Source organism: Pseudomonas sp. G7(2022) (assembly GCF_052660475.1).
Window position 1 is genome coordinate 1924634 of the sequence record NZ_CP109659.1, and the last position, 20090, is coordinate 1944723.

Consider the following 20090-nt stretch of genomic DNA (forward strand, 5'->3'; position numbering starts at 1 on the left):
TTCCAGAGCCGGACCCTATGAGGGGGTGGCAGCGGCCCTTTGAGGCATACGCGAATTTGTTGACCATGCAGTCAGGAACTCGCACGCAGTGGATTATGCTTTTGTATACAAATAAAGCAAATAATGTTTTTGGTTTTGTTGACGAAAGTTTTGCCGATAGGGATATATCGCTTGCAGGGGCCCTCTTCGCTGGCTTGCCAGCGAAGAGGGCAGGGCGTTCAGTCGAGAGTTGTCTGGTTTTTTCCCAGCGCCATATTCACCGCCAGCCAGCCATTCACCGCGGTTTCGCCGGCCTCGGCAAACACCCGCTCAAGTAATTTCACCTGCTCGCGACGCAGCGCCTGTTCAAACTTCGCACCTTCGATAGTCAGTTCCAGCAGACGCTTACGCTTGTCAGTCTCGGACGCCACGCTGTCCACCAGGTGCATTTCCTGCAATTGCCGCAACGGCATGTTCAGCGCCTGTTTGCTCACGCCGAGCAGCGCGAGCAGCTCCTTGACGCTCAGATTGGGATAGCGGGCGATAAAAAACACGATGCGCTGATGCACTCGGGACAGGCCACGACGCTCGAGCATTTCGTCGGCCTTGGCAGTGAACGCCTGATAGCCGAAGAAGAACGCTTCCATGGCTTGCTGTTGGCTGCTGCAGTTTTTAAGGTCAAGCATGTTGACGCTTCCAGTGAGAGTGTCGTAATTTCAGTCAACAAGTTTGACTCATTTTTCTCATGCCTTGCTAGCGGTGACTTCCATGGCTTTTTCCGAACGTGTCTCGCGTCTCAAAAGTTCTCTGATCCGTGAAATCCTTGCAGCGGCCCAGCGCCCGGAAGTGATGTCCTTCGCCGGCGGTTTGCCGGCTGAAGCGATGTTGCCGAAGGTCGACTGGACCGACATGCCGCTGTCTCTGGGCCAATACGGCATGAGCGAAGGAGAACCTGCGTTGCGCGAAGCCCTGGCGGCAGAGGCGAGGGCGCTGGGTTTGCCATGTGAGGCGAGTCAGGTGCTGGTGGTCAGTGGTTCCCAGCAAACTCTCGATCTGGCGGCCAAGTTGTACATCGACAAGGGCACGGAAATCCTGCTCGAAGCGCCGACCTATCTGGCGGCCCTGCAGATCTTCCAGCTGTTCGGCGCCGATTGCCTGACCGTGCCGATGGAGGCTGACGGTCCGAACCTTGCGCAATTGCGTCAGCGTCTGGAGCAGCACCGCCCAGCGTTCATCTACCTGATCCCGACCTTCCAGAACCCGTCCGCCGTGCGCTACAGCGAAGCCAGGCGCGAAGCTGTTGCGGCATTGCTCGACGAGTTCGGCGTGACCCTGATCGAAGACGAGCCTTACCGCGAACTGACCTTCGACGGCGGCAGCGCCCAACCGATTGCCGGACGTCTGAAGAAATCCAGCTGGATCTACACCGGCACCGTATCGAAAACCCTGCTGCCGGGTCTGCGCGTCGGCTACCTGATCGCGAGCCCGGATCTGTTTCCGCATCTGCTCAAACTCAAGCAGTCGGCGGATCTGCACACCAACCGCATTGGTCAGTGGCAGGCATTGCAGTGGATCGGCAGCGAGAAATATCAGCAACACTTGAGTGAACTGCGCGGCTTTTACCGTCAGCGCAGAGATGCCTTTCAAGCGGCGCTGGAAATCCATTTCGCCGATCTGGCGGACTGGAACACGCCGCAGGGCGGGCTGTTTTTCTGGCTGACCCTGAAACAGCCGCTGGACACCCGCACGCTGCTGAACACCGCACTGGCCAACGATGTGGCGTTCATGCCGGGCGAACCGTTCTTCCCCGAGCCGGATCGCAATCCCGGTCATCTGCGCCTGAACTTCAGTCACATCGATCCGGCACGACTGGACGAAGGGCTCAAGCGTCTGGCGGCGGTGGTGCGCCAGGCCCAGGCCGCGCAGGCGGCATGAAAAAACCGGCCATCAGGCCGGTTTTTTTGGGTTCAGACTGCGGCGAACCGCTTGTTCAGGTATTCGATGATGGTGTTGGACTCATACATCCAGGTGGTCTGGCCGTTCTCTTCGATGCGCAGGCACGGCACCTTGATCTTGCCGCCCTGTTCCAGCAGGGTCTGGCGATCCTGCTCGTTGTTTTTCGCATCCTTCAGCGCCACCGGCACATTCAGGCGGCGCAGGCTGCGGCGGGTCTTCACGCAGAACGGGCAGGCGTGGAACTGATACAGGGTCAGGTCTTTTGCGGCAGCGTCGACCTGGGCCTGGGCAGCGGCGGGGCGCTGTTTCTTGCCCGGGCGGGTCAGGAAGTCAACGAAGATGATCAGTTGGCCGAGGCCGACACGAAGCGCTTTGACGAACACGTTACAAGCCTCACAGGGACATTGAAGAAGGCGCGCAGCTTACCCGATTTTTCACGGACGAAAAAAAACCGGCGATCAACGCCGGTTTTTTTGTGTCGCAAATTACTTGATCAGACTGAGAAACTCGCTGCGGGTCGCCGCGTTTTCGCGGAACTCACCGAGCATCACCGAGGTGATCATCGACGAATTCTGTTTCTCCACACCGCGCATCATCATGCACATGTGCTTGGCCTCGATCACCACGGCCACGCCCAGCGCGCCGGTGACCTGCTGGACCGCATCGGCGATCTGGCGGCTGAGGTTTTCCTGGATCTGCAGGCGGCGGGCGTACATGTCGACGATCCGCGCGACCTTCGACAGGCCCAGCACCTTGCCGCTCGGGATATACGCGACGTGGGCCTTGCCGATGAACGGCAGCAGGTGGTGTTCGCACAACGAGTAGAGCTCGATGTCCTTGACCAGCACCATTTCGCTGTTGTCGGAGCTGAACAGGGCACCGTTGGTGACCTCTTCGAGCGTCTGTTCATAACCGCGGCAGAGGTACTGCATGGCTTTGGCGGCACGCTTTGGCGTGTCGAGCAGGCCCTCGCGGGAGACGTCCTCGCCCAGTTGGCCGAGAATCGCGGTGTAATTCTGTTCCAGGGACATGAAACTACCTGTGGGGATTTTCGCAAAGGGCAAGGGTACGGTGGCGGACACGCCCCTGCAAGTTCGGTGTGACGGGATTATTCGTCGCGGCCTTCCATCATGGTGCGTTTGAGCATCACGTAGACCGCGCCGGCCCCGCCGTGTTTCGCCTGGCACGAGCAGAAACCGAGCACTTGCGCATGCTGGCGCAGCCAGGTGTTGACGTGGCTCTTGATCATTGGCCGCTTGCCGTCGAGTCGCACAGCCTTGCCGTGGGTGACGCGCACGCAGCGGATTTCGAATCTGGTCGCTTCGGCAAGAAACGCCCATAGGGTTTCCCGGGCCTTTTCGACGCTCATGCCGTGCAGGTCGAGGCTGCCTTCGAACGGGATCTGCCCGACCTTGAGCTTGCGCATCTGGCTTTCCTGCACGCCGTCGCGGGCCCACATCAGTTCGTCTTCGGGACCGACGTCGATCACGAACTGATCGGACAGACCATCAACAGTAGTGGTTTCGGTGCGCACGGTGGCGGACTGGCGCAGCTTGGCGATCCGGTCGCGGTCAGCCTTGGGTTTGCCGGTGTCGGCGCGGTCGTGCTTGATCGGCTTGACGCCTTGGATCGCACTTTTGAACAGGGAAAAATCGTCGTCTTGCATAATCAGCCTCCGCGAAGGGCGGCCAGTTTACCCAAACAGACACAAAACGGCCCGGCAAAAAGCCAGGCCGTCGATTCAGTCGTGTTTTTTCATCAGGTGCGGGGACATGTTCAATTCCCGAGATTGCCGGGCGCGACGCCGGCAACGACGCCACAGGGCCACGCCGAAATACAGGAACAACAGGCCGACGGCCAGAATGATCGCCGAACCCATCGGCGTCGCATTCAAGTCGCCGAGTGCCGGCGGGTGGCCGATCAGGCTGGCAACCCCGGCCATCGCCAACAGCACGCCGAACGTCGCCAGAATGGCGGCGATCGCTGCGCCGAATCGAAAACGCCAGTTGCTTTGGCCTTTGGGCCGCAAGCGGCGTGCGTCAAATCCATCGGATAACTTCATTCCGACCTTCCTCAATGGGTATCGGCCCTTCGACCGGGAGTTGACCGGGTTGTTCCTGAGGCTAGGGTAATTGAAGCAAATGCGAGGCTTTTGCGGATGAGCGGCGGGCAGAGCCGCTCATTGGCGGTCGATCAGATCAGGTCATTGGTCAGCGCGAGGGTGGCGAAGTTGTCGGCCATGATCGCCATTTCCGCCTCCTGAACCTGTGCGGCACTGAGCACACGGCCCTTGAACGGCAGATCGCGGGTGGCGCAGGCGTCTTCGACGAGGGTGCAGCGGAAGCCCAGGTTTTTCGCCGCGCGCACAGTGGTGCTGACGCTGGAGTGGCTCATGAAACCGCAGACGATCAGATCCAGCGAGCCGATGGTTTGCAGACGATCGTAGAGTTCGGTGCCGTGGAAAGCGCTCGGCAGCAGTTTGCCGATGATGGTTTCATCGCCCTGGGGTTCCAGACCGGGGATGAATTCGCCGCGTTCGCCTTGCGGGTCGAACAGACCGCCGACGGTGCCGAGGTGGCGCACGTGCACGATCGGCCGGCCGGCTGCGCGGGCGGCGGCAACCAGTTGTTTGATGTTCGCGACAGCCGCGTCCATGCCGCTCAGGGCCAGCGGGCCGCTGAGATACTCTTTCTGGGCATCGATGATGACCACGGTGGCATGGCTCAACGTGGCCGCTGCGTAACCGCGACCGCTGAGTTGAAACATCGTTTTTGGAACGGACATTCTGGGGCTCCTTGGGGTGGGGCTTTTGCGACATTGTCCTCTGGCTGAGCGGTTCTGTGAATCGCTACTGTTGTAGGCGCCGTCGTTGCTGGCCTGCAGCCTTGTCAAGTTACACGATCTGTTCAATAGCCGAGGGGAAAATCGGAAGAGTCCTACCGTCGCCCCGGAGTTTTTCCTGCGTCGTCGTGGCGCGTTTTGGCTGGTAGAATCGCCAGTCGTTTTTTCTGGAGTTCTGCCCCGTGATCACTTCCCGACTTCGTACCCTGCGCGACCACATCCGTTGGGCCGTCAGCCGCTTCCATGGGGAGGATCTGTTTTTCGGCCATGGCACCGACAATGCCTGGGACGAAGCCCGGCAACTTGTGCTCGGTGCCTTGCATCTGCCTTGGGAAATCGCTGACAGCTATCTGGACTGCGCACTGGAAGACGATGAACTGGTCAACCTGCAACGCCTGCTCAAGCGTCGCATCGAAGAGCGCATTCCGACCGCCTACCTGCTGGGCGAGGCCTGGTTCTGCGGCATGTCGTTCATTGTCGACGAGCGCGTGCTGATCCCGCGTTCACCGATTGGCGAGCTGATCGAAAACCGTTTTGCCCCATGGATCGGCGACGAGCCGGCGCGAATTCTCGACCTGTGCACCGGCTCCGGCTGCATCGGCATCGCCTGCGCTTACGAGTTCCAGAACGCCGAAGTGGTACTGGCGGACCTGTCGTTCGAAGCGCTGGAAGTGGCGAACCAGAACATCGAGCGCCATGGCGTCGATGAGCGGGTGTTCACCGTGCAGGGCGATGGTTTCGATGGTCTGCCGGGTCAACGTTTCGACCTGATCGTGTCTAACCCGCCCTACGTCGATGCGGAAGATTTCGCCGACATGCCGGACGAATACCAGCACGAGCCGGAGCTGGGCCTGGCCTGCGGCGATGATGGTTTGAATCTGGTGCGCCGGATGCTCGCCGAAGCGGCGGATCATCTCACCGAGAAGGGTTTGCTGATCGTCGAGGTGGGCAACAGCCAGGTACACGTCGAAGCGCTGTACCCGGAAGTCGATTTCGCCTGGCTGGAATTTCAGCGCGGCGGGCATGGCGTGTTCATGCTGACCGCCGAACAGTGCCGCGATCATCAGGCACTGTTCGCTTCCCGCGTCTGACCTGAACCGATCGTTCCCACCTCGGTGGGAACGGTCATTGGCTCAGCGGTGCGTTGCAATCCAGATCAGCAACCCGGCCTGAAACACCGCAAACGCCACCAGACAAGTAATGGTGAAGCGCAGCCCGGCGTCTTCGCGCTTGAACTTGCTGACCTTGTCTTCCTGCTTCTTCAGCTTCACTTCCTGCTCGGCCAGATTCTGCTCGGCCTGTTGCAACATCTGCGCAGCTTCAAGAATTTCGACGATCTGCAGCTTTTCGCTGTTCCAGTCGCCCAGCAGGTCACCGACCTGGACTTCCTTGACGCTGCCCTTCAAATGCTGGGCGTCGGCGTAAACCACGTCAAAGCCATGCACGCGCAGAAAGTGATCGCGGCGCAGGCGAGTGTCTTCGTTCAGCGCGTCCTTGTTGTTCAAGTCCATGCCGTCGACGGTGTAGGTGGGCCAGCGCTTTTTCGCCCAGTTGATGCCCTGGGCGGCCATGAAGCGGCCGATGCCACGGTTCAGCGGCTCTATCTGCAAACCGCTGTCCGGGCCGAAATGCACGCGTTTGGTCTTGTGGTCGACCCACACGTCGAGCTGGTTCTGTTCCTTGCGCACACGCTGCGCTGGCAGTTTGATCGACATGCGCATCAGGCTGTGTTCTTTGCTGTTGCGCTCGGCGTAACCGAATTCAACAAAGCGCAACGGCCGCCCGCCGGTGTTGCGGTCGGTCTGCAACGGCGCCAGGCGGAGCATCTTGTGGTGCTCGACGTGGACATCCGCCCATGGCAGCTCGACCGCTGGCGGTGCGTCTTTTTCAGCGGTGGTGTCGGGTGAAGTCTGGGTATCGGTCATAACGGCGAGATCCTGTCCAAGCTGCTTGCCGCCAGCCAGTACGCTGGCGACAAAGGCTTATCGGCCGTTTTCATCAAGACTGGAGGGCGAAAAGCGCTTAACGGGTGCGAAGTCCGTCAATAAATTCGAGGATCCGGGTGCCCAGTTCCGCCGCCAGCGGCAAATTCGGATCCTTGTAGGAGGCCATTTGCCGCTTCACGTCGTTGGGCACGATGCGCATCACGTGGTTCATGCCCTCGATCAACGCCAGCGTCGCATCGGGTTTTGCCGCCTTGAGCAGGTTGGCGTCATCGACCTGAACCTGAATGTCGTTGCTGCCCTGGACAATCAAGGCCGGCATTTTCAGTTGAGCGAAGGCGGCGGAAGGGTCCTGTCGGAACAGCGAAATCAGATACGGTTGCACGCTCGGGCGGAAAATCGCCTGCAACGGCGGCGGGACATTGTCGTCGGTGTGACCGGCCTTGAGGCTGTCGAGCAGTTCATTACTGCGCTGCATCAAAGATGGCGGCAGGCTGCGTGCCAGTTGCCGGCGCAACACCTGATCGATCGGTCGGGCGGTGCCGGACAGTGAAATGACCGCGGCGGCGTCGACTTTCGGTGCGGCCAGGCTGGCGATCAGTGCTCCCTCGCTGTGGCCGAGCAAGATCAACGGGCCGAAACGCGGGTCAGCCTTGAGCTTCTGGCCCCAGGCCACGGCGTCCGCCACATAGGCGTCCACCGACAGATTGCGCTCATCCGGCGTTGCGGCCAGGCTCGCGGCCACCCCGCGCTTGTCGAAACGTACGCTGGCGATATTGTGCTTGGCCAGCACCCAGGCCAGCCGTTTGAGGCTGTCGTTGCGCCCGCCGTCGGGGTTGTTTCCGTCACGATCCGTAGGACCCGAGCCAGAAATAATGAGGACAACCGGCACCGGATTGTCAGACTTTGGCAGCAACAGGGAGCCGAAAAGTTCTCCGCTGCCGGTGTCCAGAGTCACCGGACGTTGCAGGACGGTCGCCTGGACAAAGCCAGTAAACAGGGTAAGGCTCAAGATCAAAACTCGCAGCATCATCACGCCATCATTTGCAAAGGTGCCGGTTGGACTCACCAACACCGCCAAGGTTCGAGGATGAACTACTCGGTTAGCCTGCGTATACTGGCGCGCATCATGAATTTGGGTTTGATTTCACGGAGCGTCCTGCATGTCCGGCAATACCTACGGCAAGTTGTTCACTGTCACCACCGCGGGCGAAAGCCATGGTCCGGCGTTGGTCGCCATTGTCGACGGCTGCCCGCCGGGCCTGGAGATTTCCCTTGAGGATCTGCAACGCGACCTCGATCGCCGCAAGCCGGGGACCAGCCGCCACACCACCCAGCGCCAGGAAGCGGATGAAGTCGAAATCCTGTCCGGCGTGTTCGAGGGCCGCACCACCGGCTGCTCCATCGGCCTGTTGATCCGCAACACCGACCAGAAGTCAAAGGACTACTCGGCGATCAAGGATCTGTTTCGTCCGGCCCATGCCGACTACACCTACCACCATAAATACGGCGAGCGCGATTACCGCGGCGGCGGTCGCAGCTCGGCGCGGGAAACGGCCATGCGCGTGGCGGCCGGCGCGATTGCCAAGAAATACCTGGCGACCCAGGGCATCGTCATTCGCGGCTACATGAGCCAGCTCGGCCCGATCGAAATCCCGTTCAAGACCTGGGAGTCGGTCGAGCAGAACGCCTTCTTCAGCCCGGACCCGGACAAAGTGCCGGAACTGGAAGCCTACATGGACCAATTGCGCCGCGATCAGGACTCGGTCGGGGCCAGGATCACCGTGGTTGCCGAAGGTGTGATGCCGGGTCTGGGCGAGCCGATCTTCGACCGCCTCGACGCCGAACTGGCCCACGCGCTGATGAGCATCAACGCCGTCAAAGGCGTGGAGATCGGGGCCGGTTTTGCCTGCGTCGCCCAGCGCGGCACCGAGCACCGTGACGAACTGACCCCGGAAGGTTTCCTCAGCAACAACGCTGGCGGCATTCTCGGCGGAATCTCTTCGGGTCAGCCGATCGTCGCGCACCTGGCCTTGAAGCCGACCTCGAGCATCACCACCCCGGGCCGTTCGATCGACATCGACGGCAACCCGGTCGACGTGATTACCAAGGGCCGTCACGACCCATGCGTCGGCATCCGCGCCACGCCGATTGCCGAGGCGATGATGGCCATCGTGCTGATGGATCACCTGCTGCGTCACCGTGGCCAGAACGCCGACGTGCGCGTCAGCACCCCGGTGCTGGGTCAGCTTTGATGGGTGATCTCGAAGCCGCCGCGGTCTGACCGTGGCGGCGCTCCCGTACTGGCGGCTGTCCAGTTTCTATCTGTTCTATTTCGCCTTGCTCGGCTCGACGGCGCCGTTTCTGGCGTTGTACTTCGATCACCTTGGATTCAGCGCCGCACGCATCGGCGAGCTGGTGGCGATCCCCATGCTGATGCGCTGCGTGGCGCCGAACATCTGGGGCTGGCTCGGCGACTACAGCGGCAGACGACTGGCCATCGTGCGCTTCGGCGCGGTGTGTACGCTGCTGACCTTCTCGCTGATTTTCGTCAGCAAGACTTACGCCTGGCTGGCGATGGTCATGGCGTTGCATGCGTTCTTCTGGCACGCGGTGTTGCCGCAATTTGAAGTCATCACCCTGGCGCATCTGCAAGGTCAGACCTCCCGCTACAGCCAGATTCGGCTGTGGGGTTCCATCGGTTTTATCATCACCGTGGTGGCGCTGGGGCGATTGTTCGAATGGCTCAGCCTCGACATTTACCCGGCGGCGCTGGTGCTGATCATGGCCGGCATCGTGCTCAGCAGTCTGTGGGTGCCGAATGCGCAGCCGCCTCAGGGCAACCGGCCGACGGGCGAGGGTTTTCTCAAGCAGTTGCGCAGTCCCGGGGTGCTGGCGTTCTACGCTTGCGTGGCGCTGATGCAGATGAGTCACGGGCCGTATTACACCTTTCTGACCTTGCACCTCGAGCGATTGGGTTACAGCCGTGGCGTGATCGGCATGCTCTGGGCCGTTGGCGTGGTGGCGGAAGTGCTGATGTTCATGGCGATGAGCCGGATCCTTGCGCGTTTTTCCCTTCGCCGGGTGCTGATGGCAAGTTTTCTGCTGGCGGCGCTGCGCTGGTTGCTGCTAGGTTCGTTCGCCGAATTCCTCTGGGTGCTGCTGTTTGCCCAGGTGCTGCACGCCGCGACGTTCGGCAGCTTTCATGCCGCAGCCATCGCGTTCGTGCAGCGTAGCTTCGGCGCGCGCCAGCAAGGGCAGGGCCAGGCGTTGTATGCCGCACTGGCCGGCACTGGCGGCGCGCTCGGCGCGTTGTATTCCGGCTACAGCTGGAATGCCCTCGGTGCGACATTGACCTTTAGTATTGCCAGTCTCGCAGCGCTCGCCGCTGCCGTTATCATTGCCATTCGAATGCAAGAGGACAGGCCATGAGCCTTACCCGTGAACAGCTTGCCCAGCAAATCGTCGATGCCGGGCGTTTTCTTTATGGTCGCGGCTGGTCGCCGGCCACCAGCAGCAACTATTCGACGCGCCTGTCGCCGAGCGAAGCGCTGTTGACCGTGTCCGGCAAGCACAAGGGTCAGTTGGGGCCGGACGATGTACTGGCCACCGATCTTTGCGGCAACAGTCTGGAACCGGGCAAAAAACCGTCCGCCGAAACCCTGCTGCACACCCAGCTGTATAGCTGGCGCCCGGAGATCGGTGCCGTGCTGCACACCCACTCGGTAAACGCCACGGTGCTGTCGCGCCTGACGCCCGAAGACTTCATCGAGTTCGAAGACTACGAACTGCAGAAAGCCTTCAGCGGCATCTCGACCCACGAATCCCGGGTGCGAGTACCGATCTTCGACAACGATCAGGACATTGCTCGCCTCGCCGCCAAGGTGCAGCCTTGGCTCGACGCCCATCCCGATTGCGTGGGTTATCTGATACGCGGCCACGGTCTCTACACCTGGGGCGCGCAGATGAGCGACGCGTTGCGCCAGATCGAGGCCTTTGAATTTCTGTTTGAATGCGAGTTGAAGACCCGCAGCGTCATGAACCGCCAAGGCTGACTTCACCAGAACCAGCCCATTTGCCTGATGAATGCAGTGCCCGACCGGTCTGAAAGAACCGGACGGCAAGGCCGATACCGAGGAATGCCCCATGAGCAGCCTGTCCGTCTATCACGTTTCCAGCCCCGAGATTCCGAACAAGGTGCTGACCCATTTCGAAGACATCGCCTCGACCCTGGCCGAGCAGGGCGTGCGCTTCGACCGTTGGCAAGCCGCCGCGAAGATCCAGCCCGGCGCCAGCCAGGAAGAAGTGATCGGTGCTTATAAAGAGCAGATCGACAAGCTGATGACCGAATGCGGTTACATCACAGTCGATGTGGTCAGCCTCAACAGCGATCACCCGCAAAAGGCCGAGTTGCGTGCCAAGTTCCTTGAAGAACATCGCCATGGCGAAGATGAAGTGCGTTTCTTCGTCGCCGGTCGTGGCCTGTTCACCCTGCACATCGACGATTACGTCTACGCCGTGCTGTGCGAGAAGAACGACCTGATTTCGGTACCCGCGGGTACCAAACACTGGTTCGACATGGGCGAGAACCCGCATTTCGTGGCGATCCGGCTGTTCAACAACCCTGAAGGCTGGGTTGCCAACTTCACCGGCGAAGACATCGCCGGCCGCTTCCCGCGTCTGGAGGACTGAGGCGATGTCGATCAAGGTCATCCTCACCGATATCGAAGGCACCACCAGCGCGGTGAGTTTTGTGTTCGACGTGCTGTTTCCGTATGCCGCCAGACACCTGCCGGACTTCGTTCGCCAGAACGCCGCACGTGCAGACGTTGCCGGACAACTGGACGCTGTGCGCCGTGACAGCAACGAACCGCAGGCCGATGTTGAACGGGTCGTGGACATTCTGCTGGGCTGGATTGCCGAGGATCGCAAGGCCACGCCGCTGAAGGCGTTGCAAGGCATGGTCTGGGAACAGGGTTATCAGGCCGGGCAGTTGAAGGGCCATGTTTACCCGGACGCTGTCGAAGCGCTCCAGCGCTGGCATCAGGCCGGGTATCAACTGTTCGTGTATTCGTCCGGTTCGATCCAGGCGCAGAAGCTGATTTTCGGCTGCTCGGAAGCAGGGGATCTGACACCGTTGTTCAGCGGCTACTTCGACACCACGTCGGGGCCCAAGCGCGAAGCGCAGTCGTACAGCAATATCCAGCAAGCCATCGGGGTCGAGCCGCAGGAGATCCTGTTCCTGTCCGACATCGTTCAGGAACTCGACGCCGCCCAGGCCGCCGGTTTGCAAACCTGCGGGCTGGCCCGTGAGGGCGGGGAGCTGGCAGGGCATGTGACCGTCGACAGCTTTACCGGGATTGAGCCGGAAGCGTTCTGAATTCACACAATGGACGCATAAACAAACAGGCCGTGAAGCGAAAGCTCCACGGCCTGTTTGTTTATGCGGTGCCCGGATTACATCGAGTGATAGGTCGGCAGGGCAAAACGCTGCTGACTTTGCAGCATGCCGATTTGCGGCAGCTCGCTGGCCTGTTCCGCCAGATCACGACGAATCGCGCTGATCGCCCACGACAGTTGATCGCCGGTGTGCAATTGCTGATAGGTCAACGCACGCTTGAATACTTTGCCGTCGGCACTCTTCAGTGTCAGCAGGATTCCGCCATCGGGACGTGGCTGAGTAGTGACGGCGAAGTTGGAGAACAGGGAAGTAAATTTTTCTTGGATCAGGTTCATGTCTTTCAGCTCCGTATGCACTTGAATGGCAAGCATGCGGAGGGAGTTGCAGCGATTGTGCCAGTATTTTCGATTTTAAAAATCCATATAAATCAATAAGTTATAAATTTCGTTAATTTCGGGTGTCGTGCAATCTGCATGAATGGCCATCGTGCATCCTGCATTTTGCGGGATCATGGTCGATCCGATGGAACCATTCCCTCCGGCCGCAATCACGTTTCGCCTCGTAGCATTGGCGGATACAAAACATTGCAAAAACCGCGTGTACAGCCCGAGAAGCCCTGACGTATTTTCGGCCTCGACCCTCGCTCGAGAAGCGCCGGTTGTCTCACCCGATTGCCCGACAATAAAAATCCGGCCTGCACGCCAAGGTCGAACGGGAGCTGCCATGCGCCACGCGCCTAGCGACACGATTACCTGGGGCATGATGCTCCGCAAACTGCCGATGATCGCCAAAGCCATCCCTCGGGTGGTGAAAGGCATGAAGGTGGCCAACGTCAAGGATCCGACCCAAACCTGTGGCCTGGGCTGGACATTCGAACAAGCGACCCTGCGCAATCCCGATGGCCCCGCGCTGCTGTCGGGCGAGGTGGTGCTGAGTTATTCACAGGTCAACCAGTGGGCCAACCGCATCGCCCACTACCTGATCGGGCAGGGCATCGGCAAAGGCGATGTGGTGGCGGTGTTCATCGAAAACCGCCCGGAACTGCTGGTGACGATTCTGGCGCTGGCCAAGGTCGGCGCCGTCAGCGCGCTGCTCAACACGTCGCAGACCCGCGACACGCTGATCCACAGCATCAATCTGGTGGCGCCGGTGGCGATCGTCGTCGGGGAAGAATTGCTGCCAGCCTTCGCGGCGGTGCGCGAGCAAGTGACGATTGCGCCGGTCCGCACCTGGTTCGTGGCGGATCAGGACACTTTCAGTCACCCGGGCATCGCCCCGCAGGGTTACACCAATCTGATCAGTGCCAGCGCCGACGCACCTGTCGACAACCCGGCCAGCAGCCGGCAGATCTTCTTCGATGACCCGTGCTTCTACATCTACACCTCCGGCACCACCGGCTTGCCCAAGGCCGGGGTGTTCAAGCACGGACGCTGGATGCGCAGTTCGGCAAGCTTCGGCATGATCGCCCTCGACATGCGCCCGGACGACATCGTCTATTGCACTTTGCCGCTGTATCACGCCACCGGGCTTTGCGTGTGCTGGGGATCGGCGGTCAATGGCGCGTCGGGCTTCGCGATTCGCCGCAAGTTCAGCGCCCGGCAGTTCTGGAACGACGTGCGTCGCTACCGCGCAACCACCATCGGCTACGTCGGTGAGTTGTGCCGCTATCTGGTGGATCAGCCGGTCAGCAGCGACGACAGCCGCCATGACGTGCGCAAGATGATCGGCAACGGTTTGCGGCCCGGTGCGTGGGCCGAGTTCAAGACCCGGTTTGCGGTGGATCACATCTGTGAACTGTACGCGGCCAGCGACGGCAATATCGGCTTCACCAACATCCTCAATTTTGACAACACCATCGGTTTCTCGCTGATGGCCTGGGAGCTGGTCGCCTATGACCAGGACAGCGGTGAACCGATTCGCGGTGCCGACGGCTTCATGCGCAAGGTCGATCGGGGCGAGCGGGGTCTGTTGCTGGCACGGATCGACGACAAGGCGCCGCTGGACGGCTACACCGATCCGCAAAAAACCGCCAAGGTCGTGCTGCAGGACGTGTTTGCCAAGGGGGATCGCTTCTTCAACACCGGCGACCTGCTGCGCAACATCGGTTTCGGTCATGCGCAGTTTGTCGATCGCCTCGGTGATACCTACCGCTGGAAGGGCGAGAACGTCTCGACCACCGAGGTCGAGAACCTGCTGCTCCAGCATCCGCACATCTCCGAAGCCGTGGCCTATGGCGTGGAAATCCCCAACACCAATGGCCGCGCCGGCATGGCGGCGATCACCCCGGCCGAGTCGCTGGCGACCCTGGATTTCGCCGAACTGCTGGCCTTCGCCCGCCAGCGCATGCCGGCCTATGCCGTGCCGTTGTTCTTGCGGGTCAAGGTGAAGATGGAAACCACCGGTACCTTCAAATATCAGAAGACGCGCTTGAAAAACGAAGGTTTCGATCCCGGCCTGACGGGCGATGATCCGATTTATGCCTGGCTGCCAGGGACCGAAACCTACGTGCAGGTCACGGATGAAATCCTTGCCGACATCCGGGCAGGCAAGTACCGCTATTGATATTGGCTATCGGCAGCCTTGGAAAAAAGGGGATGACAGCTATCGCCGCGCTCGGGAAACTATCGGCTTTCCGATTGACCGAAAGTGGAGTTGCCCCATGTCCGACCAAAGCCGCCAGATGACCCCCGAAGAAGCTGCCGAATTCACCGAGCAGGTATTCAACAAGGCGCGCGAGGGCGATGCGGTGATGCTGGATCGCCTGATTACTGCCGGTCTGCCGGTGAACCTGACCAACAGCAAGGGCGACACCTTGCTGATGCTCGCCAGTTACTACGGCCATGTGGACGCGGTGCAAGTGCTGCTCAAGCACAAGGCCGACCCGGAGCAACGCAATGGCAACGGCCAGAGCCCGATTGCCGGCGCGGCGTTCAAGGGGGATCTGGCCGTGGTCAAGGCTCTGGTCGAGGGCGGGGCGCAGATTGAAGGCGCATCCTTCGATGGCCGCACGGCGCTGATGATGGCGGCGATGTTCAACCGGGTTGAAATCGTCGACTACTTGATCGACCAGGGCGCCGATCCGAAAGCCACGGATGCCAATGGCGTCACCGCCCTGGACGCCGCCCGGACCATGGGCGCCGTGGACACCACCGCGCAGCTGGAAAAACTGCTGGGCTGAAGCCGCTGGCCGGAACCTGCTCTGTGGCGAAGGCGAGAATGCGCTATCCTTCGCGCCCTCAAAATTCCCTTCGCCACAGGATCCGCCCCATGAAAGCCGCACTCGCCGAACTCATCAGCAAAATCAGCTCCGGCTGCATGGGCGAAGACGAGATTCTGAAAGTCGCGGATGAAGCGGCACAGGCCTACGCCGATGCAGACGCTTTTCTGACCGCCAACCCGGACATCAACTACGACGACACTTTCCCGATTCCGCTGGGTGAGTGGGTGGTGGTCGGCAGTCTGCCGGAGACCGTGCTGTTCCAGGCCGACACCTATGTTGATCTGTTCGCGCAGATCGTTGCTTCGTTCGGCCCGGGCGTCGAGTTCAACCTCAAGCCCAAGCAACTGGCCAAGACCGAAGCGCTGACCGCGCTCAACCGCATCCAGGTGCAGATGAGCAGCCTGAACAAGGAAAACGGCGGCTACACGCTGATGAACTTCAGCCAGTTGCTCGACGACGAGCTGCAAGTGGTGCTGGTCTACGGCAACGATGTGCCGCGAGTGCTGGAACTGTGTGCCGAAGTCGGCATCGCCGCTGCGCCGTCGCTGGAAGCCCTGAAGGTCGCCGTGCACGTCTGAACGCAATAAAAGGGAACCCTGCGCGCGACCGTCTATCCTAAAAGTGCATGCCACTATTCTGGAGCGACACCATGGGTTCCACGTTCAACGGCCTGATCGGCCTGATCATTCTTGCCCTCGATATCTGGGCGATCATCAACGTGCTGAAGAGCGGCGCCGAGACCGGGATGAAAATCCTCTGGGTGCTGTTGATCATCCTCCTGCCGGTGCTGGGCCTGATCATCTGGGCGATTGCCGGGCCGCGGGGCAATGTGCGGATCTGACCGTTCGCACCAAGGATTGCGCGGGGCCGATGAACTGAGGTTCGACCTGTCATCTTCGGCAACGTAGAATGCGCGCCTTTCCCGGGCAATCGAACCTGACGATTGGCGCCCGCGCATTCATCGGAGCACTTCACCATGACCGTCACCAAGACCAGCGAATACCTGGAAACCCTCTACGAAGGCTACGGCCAGCGTTTTCGCATGGAAAAACTGCTGCACGAAGTGCGCACCGAGCACCAGCACCTGGTGATCTTCCAGAACCCGCGCATGGGCCGGGTGATGGCGCTGGACGGCGTGATTCAGACCACCGAGGCCGATGAGTTCATCTATCACGAAATGCTCACGCACGTGCCGATCCTCGCCCACGGCACCGCCAAGCGCGTGCTGATCATCGGCGGTGGCGACGGCGGCATGCTGCGCGAAGTGACCAAGCACGCCAGCGTCGAGCACATCACCATGGTCGAGATCGACGGCACCGTGGTCGATATGTGCAAGGAATTCCTGCCGAACCACTCCAAAGGCGCGTACGACGACCCACGCCTGAACCTGGTGATCGACGACGGCATGCGTTTCGTCGCGACCACCACTGAAAAGTTCGACGTGATCATTTCCGACTCCACCGACCCGATCGGCCCGGGTGAAGTACTGTTTTCGGAAAACTTCTACCAGGCGTGCCACCGCTGCCTTAACGAGGGCGGCATCCTCGTGACCCAGAACGGCACGCCGTTCATGCAGATCGACGAAGTGAAGACCACCGCCGGTCGCCTGCGCAGTCTGTTCCCGGACTGGCACTTCTATCAGGCGGCCGTGCCGACCTACATCGGCGGCTCGATGACCTTCGCCTGGGGCTCGACCAACCCGGCCTACCGCAAGCTGAGCCGCGAAGTTCTGCAACAGCGCTTCATCGGCAGCGGCATCGTCACCCGTTACTACAACCCGGAAATCCACATCGGCGCCTTCGCCTTGCCGCAATACGTGCTGCAAGCGGTAAACAAGCCAAGCAACGACTAAAAGCACTGTAAACCCCCTGTGGGAGCGGGCTTGCTCGCGAAGGCGTCTTATCATTCAACGCAGAGTTGACTGGTCGTCCGCTTTCGCGAGCAAGCCCGCTCCCACATGGGATAACTTTTTTTTCATGTTCGGCGGATGTAAACCTTTTGAACGATCATTCCTGACAAAAGTCGAGATAGATGTAAGCCCATTTGCGGGTTTGTTCGAGGAGGCTCCAATGCAAAAGTGGAAAGTCACTTTCGTGGATGATCACGGTGAAATTGTCGATGAAGTCTTCGAGCGTGCGGAATGCCCCAGCGATGATGAGGCTGCCCGTTTGATCAAGGAACGACTCCTCCCTGTCGCGGCCGCACTGGATCTGAACGATCTGGAAGGGCGAACCTCCGATGCAGGCGCCAAAAGCCTGAAAACCCAGAACAGCATAGAAATCCGCAGCATCACTCCCATCTGAAAATCTTCTTGTCTGTAACGCACCAGGCCTTGGCAGCGGCTCTATCTTGGGGCTACTCTGCAAGCGAGATCAGCGAAAGGATCGCTAAGGTCTGGTCTTGTCAGCTACATGCTTGTTTCCCGCGTGCAACCACGTTGCCGAAGTACTTAGGCCAAAGGCCCGGGGCGGGAATACGGAAAGTCTATCCATCTATGCGAGGGGGACGATTCATGAGCACAGCCTATCAAGAAGACATCAGCAGCAATGTTCTGCGCCGCATGAAAGAAGGCGGTTTCGATTTTTCCCGATTCCATCCCATCGAGTTCTACGCCATTTTCCCGGACGAGGAGCGGGCGCGCAGGGCGGCAGGCAAGTTTCGCGGTGAATCCATCAATGCCCAGGTCAGTGCGCGCGACGACGGCGCGTGGTCCCTGGAATTGAGCAAGGTGATGTACGCAACCTACGACGACATTGGCGATTTCGAGCAGGGCTTTTCGGCAGTGGTCGAGCCCTTGGGCGGTATTATCGAAGGCTGGGGCGTGAAACAGGAGATCCGCAACCGGCACCGTTTGAACTGATCACTCTCGCAACACGTCGAGCAACGGCTGACCTTCGGGTCGGCCGTTGTCGTTTCTGTCTCCTGAACGCTCCATGGCAAAACCCTGAAACAAGAATCCGGCGCAAAAAAAAGCCACCTGAGGGGGTGGCTGAAAGGGAAGACCGGAAGGAGAGGGAACCGGTCAGGGTTACGGTCGGGAGGGCTGCCGAGGCAAGCCGGATCAGTGAGGCTGCGTACTTCGTCAGCGACGTTTTTGCAGCGGATGCGCGGATTATCCGCAGCCGGCGCCGGGCAGTGAAATCAACTCTGACTATGCTGGTGATAGGCGACGGGACTGCGTCGCAATGAAGCGGGGGCGATCAGGTTGGGGCATTTGCCGCACAGGAATGGTGCGGTGCGTGTGGCGTGAATATCCAACCGATTGAAATCAAAGCGTTTATGCCGATGGCACGGGCCTTGCGAAGGCCTGTATGTCCGGGGTGACAAGGAGTACGGCATGATCCGCACCTATTTTGATGAAATGTACGATGCCGGCGGCCAGATCCGCCCGCATTACCGGGAGTTTGCCCGCTGGCTGGCCGAGACACCTGACGAGCTGCTGGCCCAGCGGCGACGCGAGGCCGATCTGCTGTTCCATCGTGCCGGTATCACGTTCACGCTCTACGGGGACGAGCAAGGGACAGAGCGTCTGATTCCCTTCGACACCATTCCGCGCAGCATTCCGGCCAGTGAATGGCGGATCGTCGAGCGCGGCTGTATTCAGCGGGTCAAGGCGTTGAACATGTTCCTCGCCGACCTTTACCACGAGCAACGCATCATCAAGGCCGGGATCATTCCCGCCGAGCAGGTGCTGGCCAACGAGCAATATCAGTTGGCGATGCAGGGGCTGGATCTGCACCGCGATATCTATTCGCACATCTCCGGCGTCGATCTGGTGCGCGACGGCGACGGCACCTATTACGTACTCGAGGACAACCTGCGTACGCCCAGCGGCGTGAGCTACATGCTCGAAGACCGCAAGATGATGATGCGCCTGTTCCCTGAACTGTTCGCGGCCCAGCGCATCGCCCCGATCGACCATTACCCGAACCTGCTGCTCGACACCCTGAAAAGCTCAAGCCCGATCGACGACCCGAGCGTCGTGGTGCTGACGCCGGGCCGCTTCAACAGTGCGTTTTTCGAGCATGCGTTCCTGGCCCGGGAAATGGGCGTGGAACTGGTCGAAGGCGCCGATCTGTTCGTGCGCGACGACAAGGTCTTCATGCGCACCACCGACGGCCCGAAAGCGGTGGACGTGATCTACCGCCGGCTCGACGACGCGTTCCTCGACCCGCTGGCCTTCCGCCCGGATTCGATGCTCGGCGTACCAGGGCTGCTGTCATCATATCGCTCCGGCAATGTAGTGCTGGCCAATGCCATCGGCACCGGCGTGGCGGACGACAAATCGGTGTACCCGTTCGTCACCGAGATGATCCGTTTCTACCTCGGCGAAGAGCCGATCCTGAAGAACGTGCCGACCTGGCAATGCCGCAACCCGTCTGAACTTTCCCATGTGCTGGCCAATCTTCCGGATCTGGTGGTCAAGGAAACCCAGGGTTCCGGCGGTTACGGAATGCTCGTGGGGCCGGCGGCGACGACTGCGGAAATCGATGCGTTCCGCGAGCGGATCAAGGCCAAGCCCCACGCGTACATCGCGCAACCGACGCTGTCGCTGTCGACCTGTCCGACTTTTGTCGAAAACGGCATTGCGCCGCGCCACATCGACCTGCGCCCGTTCGTATTGTCCGGTCGTGAAACCCGGGTCGTACCCGGCGGTTTGACCCGTGTCGCCCTGCGTGAAGGCTCTCTGGTGGTGAATTCATCCCAGGGCGGCGGAACCAAGGACACCTGGGTGGTCGAGGATTGAAGG

General features: G+C 60.4%; 25 protein-coding genes. 15 read left to right on the forward strand and 10 right to left on the reverse strand.

Translation table 11 applies throughout. The features are described from left to right. Positions 1-218 precede the first annotated feature (218 nt). Positions 219-665, reverse strand: coding sequence for a MarR family winged helix-turn-helix transcriptional regulator (locus NE357_RS08755; protein WP_169429519.1), 447 nt, complete (start codon positions 663-665; stop codon positions 219-221). An 82-nt stretch (positions 666-747) separates the two neighbouring features. Between NE357_RS08755 and NE357_RS08760 the strand changes: the two genes are divergently transcribed. After that, positions 748-1914 carry an aminotransferase-like domain-containing protein gene (locus tag NE357_RS08760; RefSeq protein ID WP_169429520.1) on the forward strand — a complete coding sequence of 389 codons (1167 nt, stop codon included), beginning with the start codon at positions 748-750 and terminating at the stop codon, positions 1912-1914. Between the two features lie 32 nt (positions 1915-1946). Here the strand turns inward: NE357_RS08760 and NE357_RS08765 are convergent, their stop codons facing one another. The 5 genes from NE357_RS08765 to NE357_RS08785 all read right to left on the reverse strand — a co-directional run bounded on the left by NE357_RS08765 (position 1947) and on the right by NE357_RS08785 (position 4719). Continuing rightward, positions 1947-2318, reverse strand: a complete 372-nt coding sequence (locus tag NE357_RS08765) for a glutathione S-transferase N-terminal domain-containing protein (protein WP_007960011.1) — start codon at positions 2316-2318, stop codon at positions 1947-1949. Between the two features lie 102 nt (positions 2319-2420). Then, on the reverse strand, positions 2421-2966 hold the full coding sequence (gene folE, locus NE357_RS08770) for a GTP cyclohydrolase I FolE (RefSeq protein WP_003204506.1): 546 nt from the start codon (positions 2964-2966) through the stop codon (positions 2421-2423). A 77-nt stretch (positions 2967-3043) separates the two neighbouring features. Next, positions 3044-3601 carry a Smr/MutS family protein gene (locus NE357_RS08775; protein WP_169429521.1) on the reverse strand — a complete coding sequence of 186 codons (558 nt, stop codon included), beginning with the start codon at positions 3599-3601 and terminating at the stop codon, positions 3044-3046. Positions 3602-3676: 75 nt separating this feature from the next. Further along, the gene (locus NE357_RS08780; protein WP_169429522.1) at positions 3677-3997 is read right to left on the reverse strand and encodes a hypothetical protein; all 321 of its coding nucleotides are present in this window, start codon (positions 3995-3997) and stop codon (positions 3677-3679) included. A gap of 131 nt (positions 3998-4128) precedes the next feature. Further along, positions 4129-4719 (reverse strand): cysteine hydrolase family protein, encoded by a 591-nt coding sequence (locus tag NE357_RS08785; RefSeq protein WP_169429523.1) that lies wholly within the window; start codon positions 4717-4719, stop codon positions 4129-4131. Positions 4720-4958: 239 nt separating this feature from the next. Here NE357_RS08785 and prmB point away from each other — a divergent pair, with 239 nt between their 5' ends. Next, complete coding sequence (prmB, locus tag NE357_RS08790) at positions 4959-5867, forward strand: 50S ribosomal protein L3 N(5)-glutamine methyltransferase (RefSeq protein WP_085710643.1); 909 nt, start codon at positions 4959-4961, stop codon at positions 5865-5867. A gap of 42 nt (positions 5868-5909) precedes the next feature. On the opposite strand, the gene NE357_RS08795 is transcribed toward prmB, so the two are convergent. Together NE357_RS08795 and NE357_RS08800 are read right to left on the reverse strand one after the other, a co-directional pair. Then, the gene (locus tag NE357_RS08795; protein WP_096822947.1) at positions 5910-6701 is read right to left on the reverse strand and encodes a hypothetical protein; all 792 of its coding nucleotides are present in this window, start codon (positions 6699-6701) and stop codon (positions 5910-5912) included. 97 nt (positions 6702-6798) lie between these two features. Further along, positions 6799-7752, reverse strand: a complete 954-nt coding sequence (locus NE357_RS08800; RefSeq protein ID WP_169429524.1) for an alpha/beta hydrolase — start codon at positions 7750-7752, stop codon at positions 6799-6801. A 130-nt stretch (positions 7753-7882) separates the two neighbouring features. Between NE357_RS08800 and aroC the strand changes: the two genes are divergently transcribed. The 5 genes from aroC (at position 7883) to mtnC (ending at position 12099) form a co-directional block, all read left to right on the forward strand. After that, positions 7883-8974, forward strand: coding sequence for a chorismate synthase (gene aroC / locus NE357_RS08805; protein WP_169429525.1), 1092 nt, complete (start codon positions 7883-7885; stop codon positions 8972-8974). 31 nt (positions 8975-9005) lie between these two features. Continuing rightward, positions 9006-10151: an MFS transporter gene (locus NE357_RS08810; RefSeq protein WP_169429526.1), complete on the forward strand. Its 1146-nt coding sequence runs from the start codon at positions 9006-9008 to the stop codon at positions 10149-10151. Further along, positions 10148-10774 carry a methylthioribulose 1-phosphate dehydratase gene (locus NE357_RS08815; protein ID WP_169429527.1) on the forward strand — a complete coding sequence of 209 codons (627 nt, stop codon included), beginning with the start codon at positions 10148-10150 and terminating at the stop codon, positions 10772-10774. Before NE357_RS08810 ends, NE357_RS08815 begins: the two co-directional genes overlap by 4 nt. A 91-nt stretch (positions 10775-10865) precedes the next feature. Next, entirely contained in the window at positions 10866-11411 is a 546-nt protein-coding gene (locus NE357_RS08820; RefSeq protein WP_169429528.1) for a 1,2-dihydroxy-3-keto-5-methylthiopentene dioxygenase, read from the forward strand. A gap of 4 nt (positions 11412-11415) precedes the next feature. Beyond that, the gene (gene mtnC / locus NE357_RS08825) at positions 11416-12099 is read left to right on the forward strand and encodes an acireductone synthase (protein WP_169429529.1); all 684 of its coding nucleotides are present in this window, start codon (positions 11416-11418) and stop codon (positions 12097-12099) included. Between the two features lie 77 nt (positions 12100-12176). Here the strand turns inward: mtnC and NE357_RS08830 are convergent, their stop codons facing one another. After that, entirely contained in the window at positions 12177-12455 is a 279-nt protein-coding gene (locus tag NE357_RS08830; RefSeq protein WP_039769924.1) for a DUF3509 domain-containing protein, read from the reverse strand. 75 nt (positions 12456-12530) lie between these two features. Next, complete coding sequence (locus tag NE357_RS08835; protein WP_169429530.1) at positions 12531-12845, reverse strand: hypothetical protein; 315 nt, start codon at positions 12843-12845, stop codon at positions 12531-12533. Between NE357_RS08835 and NE357_RS08840 the strand changes: the two genes are divergently transcribed. The 8 genes from NE357_RS08840 (at position 12844) to NE357_RS08875 (ending at position 20087) form a co-directional block, all read left to right on the forward strand. After that, positions 12844-14682, forward strand: coding sequence for a long-chain-acyl-CoA synthetase (locus NE357_RS08840; RefSeq protein ID WP_169429531.1), 1839 nt, complete (start codon positions 12844-12846; stop codon positions 14680-14682). The genes NE357_RS08835 and NE357_RS08840 overlap by 2 nt on opposite strands. A 97-nt stretch (positions 14683-14779) precedes the next feature. Further along, positions 14780-15298 carry an ankyrin repeat domain-containing protein gene (locus NE357_RS08845; protein ID WP_169429532.1) on the forward strand — a complete coding sequence of 173 codons (519 nt, stop codon included), beginning with the start codon at positions 14780-14782 and terminating at the stop codon, positions 15296-15298. A gap of 89 nt (positions 15299-15387) precedes the next feature. Next, positions 15388-15918: a hypothetical protein gene (locus NE357_RS08850; RefSeq protein WP_011333215.1), complete on the forward strand. Its 531-nt coding sequence runs from the start codon at positions 15388-15390 to the stop codon at positions 15916-15918. Between the two features lie 71 nt (positions 15919-15989). Beyond that, positions 15990-16181: a PLDc N-terminal domain-containing protein gene (locus NE357_RS08855; RefSeq protein ID WP_003223221.1), complete on the forward strand. Its 192-nt coding sequence runs from the start codon at positions 15990-15992 to the stop codon at positions 16179-16181. A 135-nt stretch (positions 16182-16316) separates the two neighbouring features. Next, on the forward strand, positions 16317-17192 hold the full coding sequence (speE, locus tag NE357_RS08860; protein WP_085608797.1) for a polyamine aminopropyltransferase: 876 nt from the start codon (positions 16317-16319) through the stop codon (positions 17190-17192). Between the two features lie 217 nt (positions 17193-17409). After that, a complete protein-coding gene (locus NE357_RS08865; RefSeq protein WP_085710655.1) occupies positions 17410-17643 on the forward strand; it encodes a hypothetical protein in 234 nt (77 codons plus the stop codon). A 209-nt stretch (positions 17644-17852) separates the two neighbouring features. After that, on the forward strand, positions 17853-18200 hold the full coding sequence (locus NE357_RS08870; RefSeq protein WP_169429533.1) for a ribonuclease E inhibitor RraB: 348 nt from the start codon (positions 17853-17855) through the stop codon (positions 18198-18200). 477 nt (positions 18201-18677) lie between these two features. Further along, the gene (locus tag NE357_RS08875) at positions 18678-20087 is read left to right on the forward strand and encodes a circularly permuted type 2 ATP-grasp protein (protein ID WP_169429534.1); all 1410 of its coding nucleotides are present in this window, start codon (positions 18678-18680) and stop codon (positions 20085-20087) included. The last annotated feature ends 3 nt before the right edge of the window (positions 20088-20090 follow it).

Coding starts and splice junctions, on each gene's coding strand:
- NE357_RS08755 (WP_169429519.1), bottom strand. CDS start 665: ATGCTTGACCTTAAAAACTGCAGCAGCCAACAGCAAGCCATGGAAGCG.
- NE357_RS08760 (WP_169429520.1), top strand. CDS start 748: ATGGCTTTTTCCGAACGTGTCTCGCGTCTCAAAAGTTCTCTGATCCGT.
- folE (WP_003204506.1), bottom strand. CDS start 2,966: ATGTCCCTGGAACAGAATTACACCGCGATTCTCGGCCAACTGGGCGAG.
- NE357_RS08775 (WP_169429521.1), bottom strand. CDS start 3,601: ATGCAAGACGACGATTTTTCCCTGTTCAAAAGTGCGATCCAAGGCGTC.
- NE357_RS08780 (WP_169429522.1), bottom strand. CDS start 3,997: ATGAAGTTATCCGATGGATTTGACGCACGCCGCTTGCGGCCCAAAGGC.
- NE357_RS08785 (WP_169429523.1), bottom strand. CDS start 4,719: ATGTCCGTTCCAAAAACGATGTTTCAACTCAGCGGTCGCGGTTACGCA.
- NE357_RS08795 (WP_096822947.1), bottom strand. CDS start 6,701: ATGACCGATACCCAGACTTCACCCGACACCACCGCTGAAAAAGACGCA.
- NE357_RS08800 (WP_169429524.1), bottom strand. CDS start 7,752: ATGATGCTGCGAGTTTTGATCTTGAGCCTTACCCTGTTTACTGGCTTT.
- aroC (WP_169429525.1), top strand. CDS start 7,883: ATGTCCGGCAATACCTACGGCAAGTTGTTCACTGTCACCACCGCGGGC.
- NE357_RS08815 (WP_169429527.1), top strand. CDS start 10,148: ATGAGCCTTACCCGTGAACAGCTTGCCCAGCAAATCGTCGATGCCGGG.
- NE357_RS08820 (WP_169429528.1), top strand. CDS start 10,866: ATGAGCAGCCTGTCCGTCTATCACGTTTCCAGCCCCGAGATTCCGAAC.
- mtnC (WP_169429529.1), top strand. CDS start 11,416: ATGTCGATCAAGGTCATCCTCACCGATATCGAAGGCACCACCAGCGCG.
- NE357_RS08830 (WP_039769924.1), bottom strand. CDS start 12,455: ATGAACCTGATCCAAGAAAAATTTACTTCCCTGTTCTCCAACTTCGCC.
- NE357_RS08840 (WP_169429531.1), top strand. CDS start 12,844: ATGCGCCACGCGCCTAGCGACACGATTACCTGGGGCATGATGCTCCGC.
- NE357_RS08835 (WP_169429530.1), bottom strand. CDS start 12,845: ATGGCAGCTCCCGTTCGACCTTGGCGTGCAGGCCGGATTTTTATTGTC.
- NE357_RS08845 (WP_169429532.1), top strand. CDS start 14,780: ATGTCCGACCAAAGCCGCCAGATGACCCCCGAAGAAGCTGCCGAATTC.
- NE357_RS08850 (WP_011333215.1), top strand. CDS start 15,388: ATGAAAGCCGCACTCGCCGAACTCATCAGCAAAATCAGCTCCGGCTGC.
- NE357_RS08855 (WP_003223221.1), top strand. CDS start 15,990: ATGGGTTCCACGTTCAACGGCCTGATCGGCCTGATCATTCTTGCCCTC.
- speE (WP_085608797.1), top strand. CDS start 16,317: ATGACCGTCACCAAGACCAGCGAATACCTGGAAACCCTCTACGAAGGC.
- NE357_RS08865 (WP_085710655.1), top strand. CDS start 17,410: ATGCAAAAGTGGAAAGTCACTTTCGTGGATGATCACGGTGAAATTGTC.
- NE357_RS08870 (WP_169429533.1), top strand. CDS start 17,853: ATGAGCACAGCCTATCAAGAAGACATCAGCAGCAATGTTCTGCGCCGC.
- NE357_RS08875 (WP_169429534.1), top strand. CDS start 18,678: ATGATCCGCACCTATTTTGATGAAATGTACGATGCCGGCGGCCAGATC.